We start from the raw sequence: 18858 nt of genomic DNA, 5'->3' as shown, positions 1-18858 counted from the left end.
AGCAGGGTCAGGCGTCTACGAGTTCCACGCGTACGGGGTCACCGTCGCGCACCGTGGCCAGGACCCGGGGGTCGCCGTCGAGGCGTCCCAGGACGTTGCACGGACTCGCGAGGCGGCATTCGTCGCCCCGCGAGATCGGCGTGGGCCCGTAGGGGAGGGCGAGCGCGTCGCCGTCCGTCCAGAAGGCGACCGTGCCGGGGTCGACGACCTGCCGGGCGTTGGTTTCACGTGGAACGGTGACGCCCGTGTCGAAGTAGACCTCCTCGCCCCAGGTGCGGGCGGTGGAGGCGAGGGGCAGGGCCTTGGCGAGGGCCTGCGTGGTCGGGGTGTCGTCGAGGGTTGCGGTGAGGTGTCCCGCCGGCCAGGAGATTCGGATCTGCTGTGGTCGGTGTGTCTGCATGCCCTCGATTCAACAATATGTTGAAGTTCGCGCCAAGGGGTTGATGTCGGGAGGGACCCCCCCTCGTGGGCCGGAGTACCGGTGCTGCATAATTGCTTGTGAATGTGAACGCTTTCACAAGCGTAGGTAAGGAGCGGCGACGTGGACCTGGCTTTGGCGCCGGAGACTCTGGCGCGCTGGCAGTTCGGTATCACCACCGTCTACCACTTTCTGTTCGTCCCTCTGACGATCTCCCTGGCCGCCCTCACGGCCGGGCTGCAGACCGCGTGGGTGCGCACGGAGAAGGAGAAGTACCTCAGAGCGACGAAGTTCTGGGGCAAGCTCTTCCTGATCAACATCGCGATGGGTGTGGTCACCGGCATCGTGCAGGAGTTCCAGTTCGGCATGAACTGGTCCGACTACTCCCGCTTCGTCGGTGACGTCTTCGGCGCCCCGCTCGCCTTCGAGGCTCTGATCGCCTTCTTCTTCGAGTCCACCTTCATCGGCCTGTGGATCTTCGGCTGGGACAAGCTGCCCAAGAAGATCCACCTGGCCTGTATGTGGATGGTCTCCATCGGCACCATTCTGTCGGCGTACTTCATCCTCGCGGCCAACTCGTGGATGCAGCACCCCGTCGGCTACCGGATCAACGAGGCGAAGGGGCGGGCTGAGCTCACCGACTTCTGGCTCGTGCTGACCCAGAACACCGCGCTCGCCCAGGCCTTCCACACCCTGTCGGCGGCCTTCCTCACCGGCGGCGCGTTCATGGTCGGCATCTCCGCCTTCCACCTGCTCCGCAAGAAGCACATCGGCGACATGAAGACCTCGCTGCGGCTCGGCCTGGTCACCGTGGTCATCGGCGGCATGCTCACCGCGATCAGCGGCGATGTCCTCGGCAAGATCATGTACGAGCAGCAGCCGATGAAGATGGCCGCGGCCGAGGCGCTGTGGGACGGAGAGGAGCCGGCGCCCTTCTCGGTCTTCGCCGTCGGCGACGTCGACAAGGGCCACAACAAGGTCGCGATAGAGATTCCGGGCCTGCTGTCCTTCCTGGCCAAGGACGACTTCTCCTCGTACGTCCCCGGCATCAACGACGTCAACAAGGCCGAGCAGGAGAAGTACGGCCCCGGCGACTACCGGCCCAACATCCCCGTCGCCTACTGGGGCTTCCGCTGGATGATCGGCTTCGGCATGGCGTCGTTCACCATCGGCCTGATCGGACTCTGGCTGACCCGCAAGAAGTTCATGCTGCCGCAGCACCTGAGGGTCGGCGACGACGAGGTGCCGCATCTGGTTCTGCTCCCGAACAAGGCGCTCGGCCCGAAGCTGACCAAGTGGTACTGGCGCATCGCGATCTGGACGCTTGCCTTCCCGCTGATTGCCAACTCCTGGGGCTGGATCTTCACCGAGATGGGCCGTCAGCCCTGGGTCGTCTACGGCGTCCTGCGCACTCGTGACGCGGTCTCCCCCGGCGTCTCCCAGGGCGAGGTCCTCACCTCGATGATCGTCTTCACCACGCTCTACGCCATCCTCGCCGTCGTCGAGGTCAAGCTCCTCGCGAAGTACGTCAAGGCCGGCCCGCCCGAGCTGACGGAAGCCGACCTGAACCCGCCCACGAAGATCGGCGGCGACTCCCGTGACGCCGACAAGCCGATGGCCTTCTCGTACTAGGCCGAGGGAGCTGCACAGTCATGGAACTTCACGACGTCTGGTTCGTCCTGATCGCCGTCCTGTGGATCGGCTACTTCTTCCTGGAGGGCTTCGACTTCGGGGTCGGTGTCCTCACCAAGCTGCTCGCCCGTAACCGGCCCGAGAAGCGGGTGCTGATCAACACCATCGGTCCTGTGTGGGACGGCAACGAGGTGTGGCTGCTCTCGGCCGGCGGTGCCACCTTCGCCGCCTTCCCCGAGTGGTACGCCACGCTCTTCTCCGGCTTCTATCTCCCGCTGCTGCTCATCCTGGTCTGCCTGATCGTCCGGGGCGTCGCCTTCGAGTACCGGGCGAAGCGGCCCGAGGAGAACTGGCAGCGCAACTGGGAGCACGCGATCTTCTGGTGCTCGCTGATTCCGGCGTTCCTGTGGGGTGTGGCCTTCGCCAACATCGTGCGGGGCGTGAAGATCGACCAGAATCATGAATACGTCGGCACCGTCCTGGACCTGCTCAACCCGTACGCGCTCCTCGGCGGTCTGGTGACACTGACGCTGTTCACCTTCCACGGCGCGGTGTTCACCGCACTCAAGACCGTCGGCGAGATCCGGGAGCGGGCGCGGAGGCTGGCTCTGTTCGTCGGCCTCGCCACCGCGGTGCTGGCGCTGGTCTTCCTGCTCTGGACGCAGGTCGAGAACGGTGACGGCCAGAGTCTGGTCGCGCTCGTGGTCGCTGTCGTCGCGCTGGTGGCGGCGCTGGCGGCGAACCAGGCCGGGCGTGAGGGATGGTCGTTCGCCTTCTCCGGCGTCACCATTGTGGCCGCCGTGGCGATGCTGTTCCTGACGCTCTTCCCGAACGTCATGCCGTCCTCGCTCAATGACGCGTGGAGCCTCACGGTCACCAACGCCTCGTCGAGCCCGTACACCCTGAAGATCATGACGTGGTGCGCGGTCATCGCCACGCCGATCGTCATGCTCTACCAGGGCTGGACCTACTGGGTGTTCCGCAAGCGGATCGGCACGCAGCACATCGCCGCGGACGCCGCTGCGGGATCCGCGCACTGAGTCCGCTGTAGCGGGGTGGTTCACGTTGTTTCACGTGAAACACCCCGCCCTGGACCGAAGGGCATGTTTCACGTGAAACCGATCGATCCGCGCCTCCTCCGTTACGCCCGAGCCACTCGCCTCTTCCTGATCGCGGTCGTCGGCCTGGGCGCCGTAAGTGCCGGGCTGGTCATCGTCCAGGCGATGCTCATCGCCGAGGCGGTGGTGGGGGCGTTCCAACACGGGATGTCCGCCGCTGAACTGAGCACTCCCCTACTGCTGTTGGCGGCCGTCGCGGTCGGTCGCGCAGTGGTCGCGTGGCTCACCGAGCTCGCCGCACACCGTGCCGGCGCGGCCGTGAAGTCGGAGCTGCGGGGGCGGCTGCTGGAGCGGGCGGCCGAGCTGGGGCCCGGTTGGCTGAGCGGACAGCGGACCGGATCGCTGGTCGCCCTCGCCACGCGGGGAGTCGATGCCCTCGACGACTACTTCTCGCGCTATCTGCCGCAGTTGGGGCTCGCCGTGGTCGTGCCGGTGGCGGTGCTGGCGCGGATCGTGACCGAGGACTGGGTCTCGGCGGCCATCATCGTCGGCACCCTGCCGCTCATTCCGATCTTCATGATGCTGATCGGCTGGGCCACGCAGTCCCGCATGGATCACCAGTGGCGGCTGCTGTCCCGGCTGTCCGGGCACTTCCTGGACGTGGTCGCCGGGCTGCCGACCCTGAAGGTGTTCGGGCGGGCCAAGGCGCAGGCCGAGTCGATCCGGCGGATCACCGGCGAGTACCGCAAGGCCACCATGAAGACGCTGCGGATCGCCTTCATCTCCTCCTTCGCCTTGGAACTGCTCTCGACGCTCTCCGTGGCACTGGTCGCCGTGACGATCGGCATGCGGCTCGTCCATGGCGAGATGCATCTGTACGACGGCCTGGTCATCCTCGTGTTGGCCCCCGAGGCCTATCTGCCGCTGCGCCAGGTGGGTGCGCAGTACCACGCGGCGGCCGAAGGGCTGTCGGCCGCCGAGGAGATCTTCGAAGTGCTGGAGACTCCGGTGCCGGTGGCGGGTACCGCGGCGGTGCCGGCGGGGACGGTGTCATTCGGGTTCGAGGGCGTCTCGGTCCGCTTCCCCGGGCGGTCCGCCGAGGCCGTGTCGGACGTGTCCTTCGCCGTCGCGCCCGGGGAGACGGTCGCACTCGTCGGGCCGAGCGGCGCGGGCAAGTCGACTCTGCTGAACGTGCTGTTGGGGTTCGTTCGGCCGGCCGAGGGGCGTGTGCTGGTCGGGGGAGCCGATCTCGCCGAGGTCGATCTGGAGGAGTGGCGCTCGCGGATCGCCTGGGTGCCGCAGCGGCCGCACCTGTACGCCGGGACGATCGCCGAGAACGTACGGCTGGCGCGCCCGGACGCGGACGACGCCGCCGTGCGCCAGGCGCTGGGGGACGCCGGGGCGCTGGAGTTCGTGGACGCGTTGTCCCAGGGCGTCGACACCGTGCTGGGCGAGGACGGGGCCGGGCTGTCGGCGGGGCAGCGGCAGCGGCTCGCGCTGGCCCGGGCGTTCCTCGCTGACCGGCCTGTCCTGCTGCTCGACGAGCCGACGGCCGCGCTCGACGGGGCCACCGAGGCCGAGGTCGTGGAGGCCGTGCGGAGGCTGGCGGTGGGGCGGACTGTGCTGCTGGTGGTGCACCGGCCGGCCCTGCTGGGGGTGGCGGACCGCGTCGTACGGCTCGCGGAAGCCGAGGCACCTGTGCCGGCGGAAGGCCTGCCCAAGGTGTCCGTTGCCCGGCCGATCGAGCAGGGCGTGCACGGCGGTTCGGCCGCGGATGACGCCGAGGCCATGTCGCTCACGACGGACGCCCAGGGTGTCCTCGCCCGTGTCCGCGCCATGTCCGGTCCCCGGCGTGGCCGCCTCGCCCTCGCGCTGCTGCTCGGAAGCCTCGCGCTCGGCAGCGCTGTCGGGCTCATGGCCACCTCGGGGTGGCTCATCTCGCGGGCCTCGCAGCAGCCGCCTGTGCTTTACCTGATGGTGGCTGTGACGGCGACCAGGGCCTTCGGTATCGGGCGGGCCGTGTTCCGGTACGCGGAGCGGCTGGTGTCGCACGACGCCGTGCTGCGGATGCTGGCCGACACCCGGGTCGCCGTGTACCGGCGGCTGGAGAGCCTGGCGCCCGCCGGGCTGCGGAGCACACGGCGGGGCGATCTGCTCTCACGGCTCGTCGCCGATGTGGACGCGCTGCAGGACTACTGGCTGCGGTGGCTGTTGCCCGCCGCTGCCGCGACCGTCGTGTCCGCCGGTGCCGTCGGCTTCACCGCCTGGCTGCTGCCCGAGGCCGGTGCCGTGCTCGCCGTCGGGCTGCTGGCGGCCGGTGCCGGAGTCCCGCTCGTCACCGGCGCCGTCGCCCGCCGCGCCGAGCGCAGGCTGGCCCCCGCCCGGGGAGTGCTCGCGACACGCGTGACGAATCTGCTCACCGGCACCGCCGAGCTGACCGTGGCCGGCGCCCTGCCCGGCCGTACGGCCGAAGCGCGGCGCGCCGACCGGACGCTCACCCGGATCGCCGAGCGCGCCGCCACGGCCACCGCGCTCGGCGACGGACTCACCGCACTGATCTCCGGGCTCACCGTTGCCGCCACCGCCCTCGTGGGCGCCCAGGCGGTCGCCGACGGGCGCCTGGGCGGCGTGACGATGGCGGTCGTCGTCCTCACCCCGCTGGCCGCCTTCGAGGCCGTTCTGAGCCTGCCGCTCGCCGTGCAGTACCGGCAGCGGGTGCGCAAGAGCGCGGAGCGCGTGTACGAGGTCCTGGACGCCCCCGAACCCGTACGGGAGCCCGAGCGGCCGCGGCAGGCGCCCGCGTCGCCCTTCCCGGTCGCCGTCAGGGGCCTGACGGCCCGCCACGCGGGGCAGGACCGGGACGCGCTCGCCGGCCTCGACCTGACCCTGGAGGAAGGCCGCCGGATCGCCGTGGTCGGGCCGTCCGGGTCCGGCAAGACGACGCTGGCGCAGACGCTGCTGCGCTTCCTGGACGCCGATGCGGGCTCGTACACGCTGGGTGGCGTGGACGCGTACGCGCTGGACGGCGACGACGTACGGCGGCTCGTCGGGCTGTGCGCCCAGGACGCGCACCTCTTCGACAGCTCCGTACGGGAGAACCTGCTCCTCGCCAGGAAGGACGCCACCGAGGACGCGCTGCGCGACGCCCTCGAGCGTGCCCGGCTGCTCGACTGGGCCGACGGTCTACCCGACGGGCTCGACACGCTTGTGGGCGAGCACGGGGCACGGCTGTCGGGCGGGCAGCGGCAGCGGCTCGCGCTGGCCCGCGCCCTGCTCGCCGACTTCCCCGTCCTCGTCCTCGACGAGCCCGCCGAGCACCTGGACCTGCCGACCGCGGACGCCCTCACCGCCGATCTGCTGGCGGCGACCGAGGGCCGAACGACCCTGCTGATCACCCACCGGCTGGCCGGGCTGGCGGCAGTGGACGAGGTGGTCGTCCTGGACGAGGGGCGTGTGGTGCAGCGGGGCACGTTCGCGGAGCTGGCCGCTGCGGACGGGCCGTTGCGCGGGATGCTGGCGCGGGAGGAGCAGGCGGACCTTCTGGTGGGGACGGCGTAGCGCCCCTGTCGGCGCCCGCGTCAACACCAGTACTGACCCGTCCGCAGCAACCCGTCCCCCAGGCGTACGACCTGAACAGGACCGTGACCCGGCCCGCGGGCCAGGATCGCTGACATGCGTTCATATCGCCGACGTCTCCTCCTCGTTCCGGCGCTGCTGTGCGCGCTCGCCCTCCTCGCGGCCCTGCCCGCCGGTGCCGTCGGCGACGGGAAGGGCGCTCGGGGCCGCAATGGCACCGGGACCGGTGGTGACTCCGTTCTCAGCGCCCGGGTGGTGAAGCTGTACGCGGACGCGGCCAGGGCGACTCAGCGGTACGAGAAGGGCCGGCGGGAGGCCGAGTCGCAGCGGGCCAAGGCACAGCGGGCCGAGGCGCTGCTCGAACGGGAGCGGCGGGAGATCGGCGTGCTGCACGAGGACCTGGGCCGGATCGCACGCGCCCAGTACCGCAGCGGCGGTGGGATGCCGCTCACCGCGCAGATCATCCTCGCGAAGGACCCTGACGAGCTGATGCGCGGTCAGCACGCCTTCTCCCAGACGAACATGGCCGTCGGCAACGCCATCGAGAAGAGCCGGCGTGCCGAGGCCCGGCTTGCCAAGGTCGAGGCCAGGGCCGCGGCGGCCTGGCAGAACCTGGAAAAGCGCAACGCCGAACTCGCCGAGCTGAAGGAGGGCATCGAGCAGAAACTCGAACAGGCGCGCTGGCAGTTGCAGGGGCAGGCCGACGCCTCCGTGGCCGCCGGGGCCTGCAGTGGTGCCGTCCGGCTCGACCAGCCGAAGACGGACCTCACGAGCGAGTGGGTCGCTCCGCTGGAGTCGTACGAGCTGTCCGCGGTGTTCGGAAGCGGCGGGCTGCGGTGGGCGAACCTGCACACCGGACAGGACTTCGCGGTGCCGATCGGCGCGCCGGTGCGGGCGGTCGGGGACGGGCGCGTGGTCAGGGTCTCGTGCGGAGGCGCCTTCGGCATGGAGGTCGTGCTTTTGCATGCCGACGGCTACTACACGCAGTACGCCCACCTCGCCGCCGTCGCCGTCGACCAGGGCGAGCGGATCGACACCGGTCAGTGGATCGGCCAGTCGGGCACGTCCGGCAACTCGACCGGCCCGCACCTGCACTTCGAGGTGCGGGTCACCGCGGAGCTGGGCTCGGCCGTGGATCCGGTGCCGTGGCTGACCAAGCGGGGAGTGCGGCTCGGGTAGGCCCGGGGCTGATCCGCCGCGGCCGCTAGCGCCGTTCCGCCAGCAGCTGCTCGATCACGACCGCCACACCGTCCTCGTTGTTGGCGACCGTCCGCCCCGACGCGGCAGCGATGACATCCGGGTGGGCGTTGCCCATCGCGTACGACTGGCCCGCCCAGGTCAGCATTTCCACGTCGTTCGGCATGTCGCCGAAGGCGACGACCTCCTCGTGCGAGATGCCGCGCTCGGCGCAGCACAGCGCCAGCGTGCTGGCCTTGGAGACGCCGGGCCCGCTGATCTCCAGCAGGGCGCTGGGGCTGGAGCGGGTGACATTGGCGCGGTCGCCGATGGCGAGGCGGGCGAGGGTGAGGAAGCCGTCGGGGTCGAGGGTGGGGTGGTAGGCGAGGATCTTCAGCACCGGCTCGCCGGCCCCGGGGGCGTCCGGCGCCAGGAGGTCCTCGGCCGGCGCGAGCTCGTCCGGTATCTCCATGTGCAGCTTGGGGTAGTCCGGCTCCTGGTAGAAGCCGTACGTCTGCTCCACCGCGTACACGGTGCCCGGCGCCGCCTCACGCAGCAGCCGTACGGCATCCAGCGCGTTCTCCCGCGCCAGCTCCCGCACCTTCACGAACTTGTGGGTGCCGGGGCCGCCGTGCAGGTCGACCACCGCGGCGCCGTTGCCGCAGATCGCCAGACCGTGACCGTGGACGTGGTCGCTGACGACATCCATCCAGCGGGCCGGGCGGCCGGTGACGAAGAAGACCTCGATGCCCGCCTCCTCGGCCGCGGCCAGCGCGGCGACCGTGCGCGGGGAGACCGACTTGTCGTCCCGCAGCAGGGTGCCGTCCAGGTCGGTGGCGATGAGCCGCGGGCGGACCACGGGCGTGCCGCCCTGCTCGGGCGAAGTCGAGAGCTGGGGGGAAGCCGGGGTCTGGGGCTGTCGAGTCGCTGAGGTCACCGGGTCATTCTCCCGCATATGCCTGCACGGCCGTGCGGCAGTCCGCACATCTGAGGCCGCGCCTGAGCAGAAAACGCCCTTGAGAACACCGCCGACAGCCCCTTCACCAGCACCGTTGCGCCTGCCCGCCTCACCGCAGCTGTGCGGCCGCCTCCATGGCGATCTGCTCGAAGACCTTCTCGTCGGCCGCGAAGTCCGAGTCGGGGATCGGCCAGTGGATCACGATCTCGGTGAATCCCAGCTCCTGGTGGCGCCCCGCGAAGTCCACGAACGCGTCGAGGGACTCCAGGGGGCGGGTGCGGTCCGGCGTGAAACCGGTGAGCAGGATCTTGTCGAGCCCGGTCACCTCCCGGCCGATCTCCGCGCAGGCGTCCGCCAGCTTCTCGGCCTGTCCACGAATGGCTTGAACCGACTGTTCAGGAGTGCCGTTCTCGTACAGCTTGGGGTCGCCGGTGGTCACCCAAGCCTGTCCGTACCGCGCCGCGAGCCGTAGCCCGCGCGGGCCGGTCGCCGCGACCGCGAAGGGCAGCCGGGGGCGCTGCACACAGCCCGGGATGTTGCGTGCCTCGTGCGCCGCGTAGAAGTCACCCTCGTACGACACCGAGTCCTCGCTCAGCAGCCGGTCAAGCAGTGCGACGAACTCGGCGAACCGGTCGGCGCGCTCACGTGGGGTCCACGGCTCCTGGCCGAGCACGGTCGCGTCGAACCCGGCGCCGCCCGCACCGATACCGAGCGTGAAGCGGCCGTCGGAGACGTCGTCGAGAGAGATGAGCTCCTTGGCGTAGGGCACCGGATGCCGGAAGTTCGGCGAGGTCACCAGGGTGCCCAGCCGCAGCCGGTCGGTGACGGCCGCGGCGGCGGTCAGCGTCGGCACGGCACCGAACCACGGGCCGTCCCGGAAGCTGCGCCAGGAGAGGTGGTCGTAGGTGTACGCACCGTGGAAGCCGAGCTGCTCCGCGCGCTGCCATGCCTCGCGGCCCCCCTCGGACCAGCGGCGGTACGGGAGGATCACGGTGCTCAGGCGCAGACTCATGTTTCGAGCCTAAGCGGCCGAACGGGTTTCACGTGAAACGGTCACCGCACGCGGCTGCTCAGCCACGCAGTGAGGCTGATCAGCGGAGTAAAGCCGATCACCGGGGCGCTCCACGCCCACGACAGTGATCAGCGCGACTCGGGAAAGCGCAGGTACTCCGGCGGCACGGCCTTCGTCAGCCACACCCCGTTCGCGCTGACGTGGAAGACATGGCCGTCGCGGTGCATGGCGTCGGCGTCCACGGAGAGCACCACGGGACGTCCGCGCCGGGCGCCGACTCGGGTCGCGGTCTCGCGATCGGCCGAGAGGTGTACATCGTGCCTGTTCATGGGCCTGAGGCCCGCGCTGCGGATCGCGTCCAGGTTGCGCGCCACGGTGCCGTGGTACAGGTACGGCGGCGGTGTCGCCGGGGGCAGTCCGAGGTCGACCTCGATGCTGTGGCCCTGGCTGGCGCGGATGCGGGTGCCCTCGATCGCGAAGCGCTTCTTGTCGTTGGCGGCGACCACGTGGTCCAGCTCTTCCCGGGTGAAGCGGAATCCGTGCGCGGCCGCGGCGGCGATCAGCGTGTCGATCTCGACCCAGCCGCCCTCGTCGAGGACCAGCCCGATGCGCTCGGGCTGGTGGCGCAGGTGCTTCGATAGGTACTTCGACACCTTCACGGTGCGTCTTTCGTCCATGCCACCAGCCTGCCGGGAGCGACACGAATCACGCGAATGATTTCGCTGCGGATGTTTGATCCACAACCAAGTAGTGTTATCCACAGGGGAATTGGCGATTCTGTGGACAACGAGCCGTCGTTTCAAGGGGTTTCGTCAAGATCAGCTGATGAACTGTGATTTGCCGCGAGCCGGTCCAAGGACCGGGCCCGCACTTCCCGTTCGACGGCCAATGTGACGAACTCCGCCGCCTGCTTCGGGCCAACCAGTTTCTCCACGGCCTGCATTGTCTCGACGGATATCGGCACGGTTTGAGTGTTTTTACGAGGATCCGGCTCCTCGTCCGCTCCTAGTCGCTGACGCAGGTGCCGGACCGCCAACAGTCGCATCGCGCGCGCCAGTTCCGCGTCCACCGTCTGCTGGGCGAGCGGGCGCAACCGGCGTACGAGTGAGGCCGCCTCGGCCGCTTCGGCGTCCGTCGGGCGGTGCGGACCGTCGAGGTAGCGGGCGAAGACGTGCTCGGTGGTGAACTCCAGGAAACGGGCGGCGATGTGCTCGACCTGGCCTCTCAACTCCCTTAGGTGGTCGGAGATCGCGGAAAGGGGGACCCCGGCCGCATGCAACTCAACGGCCACGGCGAGCTCTTGAGGGCTCGGCACGAGGAAGGAGTCCGGATCCCCGGGGACCGGCTCCAGCACGCCGAGCTCCACGGCATCGGCCACCGCGGCGTCGTCCGGGGTGCCGCCGAAGCGCTCGTCCAGCTCGGCGCGCGAGATCCGTACCGCTTCCTCGTCGGTCCACGGCCCGTCCACCTCGGCGACCAGCCCGAGCACACCACCGAGGCCGCGACCGGCGTCCCAGGCCTCCAGGAGCTCCTTGATGGAGGCCAGGGTGTAGCCGCGGTCGAGGAGGCCGGCGATCTGGCGCAGGCGGACGAGGTGGGCGTCCGAGTAGACGTTGGCGCGGCCACGGCGCACGGGACGGGGGAGCAGTCCGCGGTCCTGGTAGGCGCGGATGGTGCGGACGGTCGCCCCGCTGAGATGCGCGAGATCCTCGATCCGGTACGCCTGCTCCATCCTCGGCCGCCTCCGCCCGCTGTCGTACCGTCAGTTCCAACTTGCCCACGGTGGTGGCTGCGTGAGCGCCGCGTACCCCTCCTGACCGTCGCCGCCCCCGATCACAGCGGCGGCTCCAACCGCGCGATCCTGCGCAGCGCCTTCGGCGTGAACCGCGACATGAGATATGCCCCGCGTGCCTCAGGCGTCACCGGAACGACGGCCTCCCCGCGCACCACCGCCCGCAGGATGGCGTCGGCGACCTTCTCCGGCGGGTAGTTCCGCAACCCGTACAGCCGCGCGGACTTCTTCTGGCGCCGTTTCTCCTCCTCGGCGTCGACTCCGGCGAAGTGCGCGGTCGAGGTGATGTTGGTGTTGACGAAGCCGGGGCATATCGCGGTCACGCCGATGCCCTGACCGGCCAGTTCCGCGCGCAGGCACTCGCTCAGCATCAGAACGGCCGCCTTGGAGGTGCTGTAGGCGGGCAGCGCCTTCGAGGGCTGGTACGCCGCCGCCGACGCGGTGTTGACGATGTGGCCGCCCTGTCCGCGCTCGGCCATCTGCCTGCCGAAGAGCCGGCAGCCGTGGATGACGCCCCAGAGGTTGACGTCGAGGACCTTCTTCCAGTCCTCCGGCGTGGTGTCGAAGAAGGAGCCCGACAGGCCGATCCCGGCGTTGTTCACCAGGACGTCCACCACGCCGTAGTCCCTGGCGACCTTCTCGGCGAGCTTCTCCATGGCCTGCTCGTCGGAGACGTCGACGGTCTCCGCCCAGGCCTCGGGCGCGCCGATCAGACGGGACATCTCGGCGGTGCGGGCGGCGGCCTCGGCATCCCGGTCGACGGCCACCACGCGCGCGCCCGCCTCGGCGAACGCGTACGCCGTCGCCCGGCCGATGCCGCTGCCGGCGCCGGTGACCAGCACGAGCTGCCCGCCGAAGCGATCGGCGTACTTCCCGGTCGCCGTCACCCCGTCCGGCCGCCCGCCCTCCACGGACGTCACGAACTCCGTGATCCACGCCGCCAGTTGGTCGGGGCGGCTGCGCGGGATCCAGTGCTTCGCGGCCAGCGTGCGGCGGGTCAACTGCGGAACCCACAACTCCAGTTCGTCGTAGAGCTTCTCCGACAGGAAGGCGTCCTGGAGGGGCGTGATGAGCTGCACGGGCGCGTGTGCGTACGCGTCCGGGCGCGGCCGGCGCAGCCGGGACCGTACGTTGTCGCGGTACAGCCATGACCCGTGCGCCGCGTCCGTCGGCAGGGACGAGGTCGGATAGCCGTCGCCGGGCACCTTCTCGAAGCGCTCCAGCAGCCTCGGCCAGCGCTTGCCGAGGGGGCCGCGCCAGGCCAGTTCGGGCAGGACGGGCGTGTGCAGCGCGTAGACGTACCAGGACTTGGCGCCCTGTCCGAGCAGCTCACCCACCCGGCGTGGGGTGGGGCGCTTCAGGCGGGTGTTGATCCAGTGACCGAAGTGGTCGAGGGACGGCCCGGACATCGAGGTGAAGGAGGCGATCCTCCCCTCGGTGCGCTCGACCGTGGTGAACTCCCAGGCCTGCACGGAGCCCCAGTCGTGGCCCACCAGATGCACGGGCCGGTCCGGGCTGACCGCGTCCGCGACGGCCAGGAAGTCGTCCGTCAGCTTCTCCAGCGTGAACCCGCCCCGCAGCGGCCGCGGCGCGGTGGACCGGCCGTGGCCCCGGACGTCGTACAGCACGACGTGGAAGCGGTCGGCGAGCCGCGGCGCGATTTCGGACCACACCTCCTTGCTGTCCGGATAGCCGTGCACGAGGATCACCGTCGGCTGTCCGGCATCGCCCAGCTCGGCGACGCACAGCTCGACCCCGCCGGTCCGCACCCGCCGCTCGCGCGCGTCCTGAAGCGTCACCGGCACTGTCACTTCTCCTCCGCCCAGCGCCGCACATGCGGCAGATCGTCGTCCAGCCAGAAGGCGCTCTCCTCGGGATCCGCGGAGTCGGTGACGACGAGGATCTCCTCGAACTTCGCGCCCGTACCCCGGAATCCGAGGTGCGGTTCGACCGCCCACAGGCCCGGCTGCGGCGGATGGTCGGAGAAGCGGTACGGCGACCACAACGGGGACCAGCCCTCGCGGTGGCCGTGCAGCGCGTCGCTCGCCAGGCCCTTCAGGGACTGCGTGCCGAACCCGAAGACATGCGCCGACCAGCGGCGCTGCCGGACCCGGTCGACCTTGTGCGCGATCACGCCGAAGGGATAGGCGCGGTGCCGGTTGGCATAGCCCTGGCGGACCATGAGGCGGTCCACGTTCTCGTAGATCTCCCGCAGCGGCCGCCGCTCGCGCACCTCGCGCAGGATCAGCTCCCGGTGCGCCTCCAGGTCGGCCATCAGCTTGTCCTGCACCGGGTTGATGCCGAGTGAGCCCGAGTAGCCGATGTCGGCCGTGTAGCCGTCGAACACCGGGGCCATGTCCAGGATGAACGGCATCCCGGGCTCCAGGCGGCGGTTGGTCGGGAAGAACTGCAGCGGAATCCGGAACTTCACGAACGCCGTGCGGTCCCCGAACCAGGCGAAGGGCAGATGGAACCAGTCCCGCACCCCGCGCTCACGCAGCCACTCGCGCTGCATACGCGCCGCCTCGCGCTCGGTGATGCCCGGCTCCAGCTGCGCCGCGACGGCCTCCGCGCACTCGTACGCCAGCCGCTGGACCCGTCTGAATCCCTGCAGTTCCGCGGATTCCGCACGGAGTTCGCCTGTCACCGCCGTAGTCATGCCACCGCCCCACTTTGTCCACACTGACTGCGGTACGTGTCCGTAACTTGACACTGGCGAATGTGACAGTTGTTAGAGGCTGCGTCAATAGGCCTGCCTCGGGCTGTGGAAAACCTTGCCGATGTGGAAAACATGGGCGTCGTTGTTCGACCTCAGGGTGACCCCTAGGTGCCCGTACATCTGGAGTCTGACTTCAAGACAGCTCTGCGGGGTGACGACCGGCGTGGCCCGCGTCACTACCTTCGAAGCGTGACTGTGATCGCGACCGAAAGCCTGAGCAAGCGGTTCCCCAGGGTGACCGCGCTTGACCGGCTCTCCGTGGACGTCGGGCCCGGTGTGACCGGACTCGTCGGAGCCAATGGAGCCGGCAAGTCCACACTGATCAAGATCCTGCTGGGTCTGTCCCCCGCCACCGAGGGCCGAGCCGAAGTGCTCGGACTCGACGTCGCCACCAAGGGCGCCACCATCCGCGAGCGGGTCGGGTACATGCCGGAGCACGACTGCCTGCCGCCCGACGTCTCGGCCACCGAGTTCGTCGTGCACATGGCCCGCATGTCCGGCCTGCCGCCCGCCGCCGCCCGCGAGCGCACCGCGGACACCCTGCGCCACGTCGGTCTGTACGAGGAGCGCTACCGCCCCATCGGCGGCTACTCGACCGGCATGAAGCAGCGCGTGAAGCTGGCGCAGGCCCTGGTGCACGACCCGCAGCTGGTCTTCCTGGACGAGCCGACCAACGGCCTCGACCCGGTCGGCCGCGACGACATGCTCGGCCTGATCCGCCGCATCCACACGGACTTCGGCATCTCGGTCCTGGTCACCTCGCACCTGCTGGGCGAACTGGAGCGCACTTGCGACCACGTCGTCGTCATCGACGGCGGCAAGCTCCTGCGCTCCAGTTCCACCACCGACTTCACCCAGACCACGACGACCCTCGCCATCGAGGTCACCGACACCGACGACCACCCGGACGGCACCCGCGCGGTGCGCGACGCGCTCCACGCGCGCGGGGTGGACGTTCTCGACGGCAGCGGAGGCCTCCCGGGCGCCGGACACATCCTGCTGCTCACCGCGCAGGGCGAGCAGACCTACGACCTGGTGCGCGACGTGGTCGCCGACCTCGGCCTCGGCCTGGTGCGCATGGAACAGCGCCGGCACCACATCTCCGAGGTCTTCACCGACAGCGACCAGGGCAGCGAGCAGAGCACCGACGCACAGCGGAAGGAGGCGGTCGGCCATGGCGGTTGAGCAGCCCGTAGCAACGAAGTCGGGTGACCAGACCCGCATCCACAACATCGGCTACCGCGCCTACGACGGCCCCCGCCTCGGCCGCTCCTACGCCACCCGCTCGCTCTACTCGCAGTCCCTGCGCGGCGCCTACGGCCTCGGCCGCTCGGTGAAGTCCAAGGTGCTGCCGATGCTGCTGTTCGTGGTGATGTGCGTGCCCGCGGCCATCATGGTCGCCGTCGCGGTCGCCACCAAGGCCAGCGACCTGCCCGTGGACTACACGCGCTACGCGATCGTCATGCAGGCCGTGATCAGCCTCTACGTCGCCTCGCAGGCGCCCCAGTCCGTCTCCCGCGACCTGCGCTTCAAGACCGTGCCGCTGTACTTCTCGCGGCCCATCGAGACCGCCGACTACGTCCGGGCGAAGTTCGCGGCGCTGGCCTCCGCGCTGTTCCTCCTCACCGCGGCCCCGCTGCTCGTGCTCTACGTGGGCGCGCTGCTGGCCAAGCTCGACTTCGCCGACCAGACCAAGGGATTCGCACAGGGGCTCGTCTCCGTGGCACTGCTCTCGCTGCTGTTCGCCGGCATCGGCCTCGTCATCGCGTCGTTCACCCCGCGCCGCGGCTTCGGCATCGCGGCCGTGATCGCCGTACTGACCATCTCCTACGGCTCGGTGTCCACACTCCAGGCCATCGCCGACGCCCAGTCCCTCGACGGCGAAGGCAGCAGCGGCGCCATCGCCTGGATCGGCCTGTTCTCGCCCATCACGCTGATCGACGGCGTGCAGTCCGCCTTCCTGGGCGCGAGCTCCGCGTTCCCGGGCGGGGTGGGCCCGAGCAACGGCGAAGGCGTCGTCTACGTCCTTCTCACCCTGGGTCTGATCGCCGCCAGTTACGGCCTCCTGATGCGCCGCTACCGAAAGGTCGGACTGTGACCACGCTCTCCATCGACCACGTCTCCCGCTGGTTCGGCAACGTGGTCGCCGTCAACGACATCACCATGACGATCGGCCCCGGCGTCACGGGCCTGCTCGGCCCGAACGGCGCCGGAAAGTCCACCCTCATCAACATGATGGGCGGCTTCCTGGCCCCCTCCACCGGCACCGTCACCCTCGACGGACAGCAGGTGTGGCGCAACGAGTCCATCTACCGGCACATCGGCATCGTCCCCGAGCGCGAGGCGATGTACGACTTCCTCACCGGCCGCGAATTCGTCGTCGCCAACGCCGAGTTGCACGGCCTGGGCGCCAAGGCCGCACAGAAGGCCCTGGCCACGGTCGAGATGGAGTACGCGCAGGACCGCAAGATCTCGACGTACTCCAAGGGCATGCGCCAGCGCGTGAAGATGGCGAGTGCCCTCGTGCACGACCCGTCGCTGCTCCTGCTCGACGAGCCCTTCAACGGCATGGACCCGCGCCAGCGCATGCAGCTCATGGACCTGCTGCGACGCATGGGCGACGAGGGACGCACGGTGCTGTTCTCGTCGCACATCCTCGAAGAGGTCGAGCAACTCGCCTGGCACATCGAGGTCGTGGTCGCCGGACGGCACGCGGCCAGCGGTGACTTCCGCAAGATCCGCCGCCTGATGACCGACCGCCCGCACCGCTACCTGGTGCGCTCCAGCGACGACCGCGCCCTCGCGGCCGCGCTGATCGCCGACCCGTCGACGTCGGGCATCGAGGTCGACCTGGCCGAGGGCGCGCTGCACATCCAGGCCGTCGACTTCGGCCGCTTCACCGCCCTGCTGCCGAGGGTGGCACGCGACCACGGCATCCGCCTGCTCACGGTCTCGCCGTCCGACGAGTCCCTCGAGTCCGTCTTCTCGTATCTCGTCGCGGCGTAGGAGGCCGAAGATGTACGACCCCACAGTCGCCCGGCTCACCTACCGGGCCCTGCTCGGCCGTCGCCGGGCCCTCATCCTGGGCGCGCTGCCGCTGCTGCTCATCGTCATCTCCGTGCTGGTGCGCGTCCTCGCCGGAGCCGACGACCAGACGGCGTCGGACCTGCTCGGCGGGCTGGCGCTCGCCACCATGGTGCCGATCATCGGCGTCATCGCCGGCACGGGCGCGATCGGGCCCGAGATCGACGACGGCTCCGTGGTGTATCTGCTGTCCAAGCCGGTGAAACGGCCGACGATCATCTTCACCAAGCTGATCGTGGCGATCGCCGTGACGATGGTGTTCTCGGCGCTGCCCACCTTCATCGCCGGATTCATCCTCAACGGCAACGGCCAGCAGATCGCCGTCGCCTACACGGTGGCCGCGCTGGTCGCCTCCATCGCGTACGCGGCGATCTTCCTGCTGCTCGGCACGGTGTCCCGGCACGCGGTGGTCTTCGGGCTCGTCTACGCGCTCGTCTGGGAGGCCCTGTTCGGCTCCCTGGTGGCGGGTGCGCGCACGCTGAGCGTCCAGCAGTGGTCGCTGGCGGTGGCGCAGAAGGTCGCCGGCGGGGACATGGTGACGTCGGACGTCGGGCTGACCACGGCGACGGTGCTGCTGGCCGTGGTCACCGTGGTCGCCACCTGGTACGCGGGCCAGAAACTGCGGTCGCTGACGCTCGCCGGTGAGGAGTAGGGGCGCCGGTGAGAAGTAAAGGAGCGGGCCCCTGACCGGGCTCGCTCCTGACGGCGGCTTCACCTCCGTCCGGGCACACTGGGCAAAAGGGGGACGTCCTGCTGAGCGGGCTGAGAGGACCGGGGATGGCAGACGACTGGGACGACCTCGTCCTGGACGAGGACTTCATACGGTCCGCGGAGACCGCCGAACCGTCCGCCCGCGCCCGCATGCTGGCCGCCCGCTGGCGCCGTGAGGAACCCGAGCCGCAGCCGTGGCGCTCCGACGAACCGCCGGCGGGATGGTTCTTCAGCAAAGGGCGCCGACGCAAGTGGCGCCGCCGGTAGGGGACGTACGCCGCCTTTTTGGGACCTCTTAATCAGTGGCGTCCAACTTTCCGTACAGGCACAGTGGTTGTGTCCACATCGCCGGACGGTGAGTCCGGCGCCACGTTCTGGGAGAGGAGCCGGACGATGTCCATGCACGACAGTACGTCCAGCTCCCTTCAGGGCAGTCGGCGGCGGACTCCGGAGTAATCGCTACCCCTCCGACGAGTCCGTACCGCACGGGGAGCTGCCCGGGGCGGCCGCTTCGAGCACGCGATGTCGCTCTCGCGTGGGCCGCCCACCCGGAGGATTGGCCGAGTGGTAAGGCACCGGTTTGCTAAACCGTGGTCGGGTCTGAGAGCCCGCGCACGTTCGATTCGTGCATCCTCCGCGAGACGTTGCCACTGGGGCTTGGCCGGCCTGCAGGGGTTGGGGTGCCTTGATGAGGCACCCGGCGCTGCAGGCCCTCGGCCGAG

Annotated in this window: 16 protein-coding genes and 1 tRNA gene; 10 read left to right on the top strand and 7 right to left on the bottom strand. The window is 69.9% G+C overall.

The genetic code is table 11. The features are described 5' to 3' along the window. Nucleotides 1–7: 7 nt before the first annotated feature. Nucleotides 8–400, bottom strand: coding sequence for a cyclophilin-like fold protein (locus tag EJ357_RS23000; RefSeq protein ID WP_126393456.1), 393 nt, complete (start codon nt 398–400; stop codon nt 8–10). A gap of 141 nt (nt 401–541) precedes the next feature. Here EJ357_RS23000 and EJ357_RS22995 point away from each other — a divergent pair, with 141 nt between their 5' ends. From EJ357_RS22995 to EJ357_RS22980, 4 genes are all read left to right on the top strand, one after another. Continuing rightward, nucleotides 542–2050 (top strand): cytochrome ubiquinol oxidase subunit I, encoded by a 1509-nt coding sequence (locus EJ357_RS22995; RefSeq protein WP_126393455.1) that lies wholly within the window; start codon nt 542–544, stop codon nt 2048–2050. A gap of 20 nt (nt 2051–2070) precedes the next feature. Beyond that, entirely contained in the window at nt 2071–3090 is a 1020-nt protein-coding gene (gene cydB, locus EJ357_RS22990) for a cytochrome d ubiquinol oxidase subunit II (RefSeq protein WP_126393454.1), read from the top strand. Between the two features lie 63 nt (nt 3091–3153). Further along, nucleotides 3154–6666, top strand: coding sequence for a thiol reductant ABC exporter subunit CydD (cydD, locus tag EJ357_RS22985; protein ID WP_228473139.1), 3513 nt, complete (start codon nt 3154–3156; stop codon nt 6664–6666). 114 nt (nt 6667–6780) lie between these two features. After that, nucleotides 6781–7863 (top strand): M23 family metallopeptidase, encoded by a 1083-nt coding sequence (locus EJ357_RS22980; RefSeq protein WP_126393453.1) that lies wholly within the window; start codon nt 6781–6783, stop codon nt 7861–7863. 25 nt (nt 7864–7888) lie between these two features. On the opposite strand, the gene EJ357_RS22975 is transcribed toward EJ357_RS22980, so the two are convergent. From EJ357_RS22975 to EJ357_RS22950, 6 genes are all read right to left on the bottom strand, one after another. Next, nucleotides 7889–8815: an HAD hydrolase family protein gene (locus EJ357_RS22975; protein ID WP_175647483.1), complete on the bottom strand. Its 927-nt coding sequence runs from the start codon at nt 8813–8815 to the stop codon at nt 7889–7891. 112 nt (nt 8816–8927) lie between these two features. Then, nucleotides 8928–9830 (bottom strand): LLM class flavin-dependent oxidoreductase, encoded by a 903-nt coding sequence (locus tag EJ357_RS22970; protein ID WP_126393451.1) that lies wholly within the window; start codon nt 9828–9830, stop codon nt 8928–8930. 128 nt (nt 9831–9958) lie between these two features. Further along, nucleotides 9959–10507, bottom strand: coding sequence for an RNA 2'-phosphotransferase (locus tag EJ357_RS22965; protein WP_126393450.1), 549 nt, complete (start codon nt 10505–10507; stop codon nt 9959–9961). A gap of 122 nt (nt 10508–10629) precedes the next feature. Beyond that, complete coding sequence (locus EJ357_RS22960; protein WP_126393449.1) at nt 10630–11562, bottom strand: MerR family transcriptional regulator; 933 nt, start codon at nt 11560–11562, stop codon at nt 10630–10632. 101 nt (nt 11563–11663) lie between these two features. Next, on the bottom strand, nt 11664–13421 hold the full coding sequence (locus EJ357_RS22955) for an SDR family oxidoreductase (protein WP_126399859.1): 1758 nt from the start codon (nt 13419–13421) through the stop codon (nt 11664–11666). Nucleotides 13422–13429: 8 nt separating this feature from the next. Then, nucleotides 13430–14281, bottom strand: coding sequence for a M24 family metallopeptidase (locus EJ357_RS22950; protein ID WP_126393448.1), 852 nt, complete (start codon nt 14279–14281; stop codon nt 13430–13432). 255 nt (nt 14282–14536) lie between these two features. On the opposite strand from EJ357_RS22950, the gene EJ357_RS22945 reads away from it, so the two are divergent. From EJ357_RS22945 to EJ357_RS22920, 6 genes are all read left to right on the top strand, one after another. Next, nucleotides 14537–15526: an ABC transporter ATP-binding protein gene (locus EJ357_RS22945; protein WP_126399857.1), complete on the top strand. Its 990-nt coding sequence runs from the start codon at nt 14537–14539 to the stop codon at nt 15524–15526. Beyond that, nucleotides 15516–16439: an ABC transporter permease gene (locus tag EJ357_RS22940; protein WP_126393447.1), complete on the top strand. Its 924-nt coding sequence runs from the start codon at nt 15516–15518 to the stop codon at nt 16437–16439. Before EJ357_RS22945 ends, EJ357_RS22940 begins: the two co-directional genes overlap by 11 nt. Further along, complete coding sequence (locus tag EJ357_RS22935; RefSeq protein WP_126393446.1) at nt 16436–17347, top strand: ABC transporter ATP-binding protein; 912 nt, start codon at nt 16436–16438, stop codon at nt 17345–17347. Before EJ357_RS22940 ends, EJ357_RS22935 begins: the two co-directional genes overlap by 4 nt. Before the next feature lie 10 nt (nt 17348–17357). After that, a complete protein-coding gene (locus EJ357_RS22930; protein WP_126393445.1) occupies nt 17358–18077 on the top strand; it encodes an ABC transporter permease subunit in 720 nt (239 codons plus the stop codon). A gap of 125 nt (nt 18078–18202) precedes the next feature. Next, nucleotides 18203–18403, top strand: coding sequence for an SGM_3592 family protein (locus tag EJ357_RS22925; protein ID WP_126393444.1), 201 nt, complete (start codon nt 18203–18205; stop codon nt 18401–18403). 283 nt (nt 18404–18686) lie between these two features. Beyond that, a tRNA-Ser gene (locus EJ357_RS22920) sits at nt 18687–18773 on the top strand. Nucleotides 18774–18858 lie beyond the last annotated feature (85 nt).

Source organism: Streptomyces cyaneochromogenes, from assembly GCF_003963535.1.
Lineage (GTDB): Bacteria > Actinomycetota > Actinomycetes > Streptomycetales > Streptomycetaceae > Streptomyces > Streptomyces shaanxiensis.
This window is presented reverse-complemented; position numbering and strand designations above follow the sequence as displayed.